The sequence below is a fragment of the Rhodococcus sp. T2V genome (assembly GCF_029269925.1).
Taxonomy (GTDB): domain Bacteria; phylum Actinomycetota; class Actinomycetes; order Mycobacteriales; family Mycobacteriaceae; genus Rhodococcus_F; species Rhodococcus_F koreensis.
The window spans coordinates 1-585 of the sequence record NZ_JARJBD010000364.1 but is presented as its reverse complement, the minus strand read 5'-3'; the positions used below and the strand labels follow the sequence as shown (position 1 = coordinate 585).

The window sequence follows — 585 nt, the reverse complement described above, 5'->3', positions numbered from 1 at the left end:
GTGATCAGCGGCGCCGAGCCGGGTGCACGGCGTACCGTCACGTCCTCGACGGGGGTTGAGATGGTCATCAGAGGTACCTCCATGATCGTGGAACTCGAGCTGCAGGCCCGGTCCGTTGTGGATCCCGAGCCGATTGCGGCGGACATGAAAAGTGCGGGTGGAATGGCATGTGTTCGGGGATCGCCCGAGGTGGGTGGGCTGCTGCGGCACCTGCGTCTCACAACAGCCTAAAATGTAATCACAGATCACACAAGGGGAGATCCGATCGCCGGTTAATATGTGATCTGTGGTCATGTCCAAGCGCGCCGAGCCGACACTTCTGACCGATCAGGTCTACTCGATGATTCACGAGTCGATCATGAACGGTGATCTGCCTGCCGGTGCCCGCCTGCGGGTGCGCGATCTCGCCGAGCAGGTGGGAACCAGCGTGATGCCGGTGCGCGAGGCGATCCGCCGTCTCGAGGAAGCCGGCCTGGCCGAACGCGTGCCCCACCGGGGGGCGGTGGTCAAGGGCCTGACCCTCGCCGAGCTGGTGCACGTCTACGACGTGCGCCGGTTGCTCGAGGTGGAGGCCGCCCGGCTCGG

At 64.8% G+C, this 585-nt stretch carries 1 protein-coding gene; it reads left to right on the top strand.

Going from position 1 to position 585, the window contains the following annotated elements:
- Nucleotides 1-292 precede the first annotated feature (292 nt).
- Nucleotides 293-585: GntR family transcriptional regulator (locus P3H15_RS54395; protein WP_276144885.1), on the top strand; the 293-nt coding region annotated here is incomplete at its 3' end.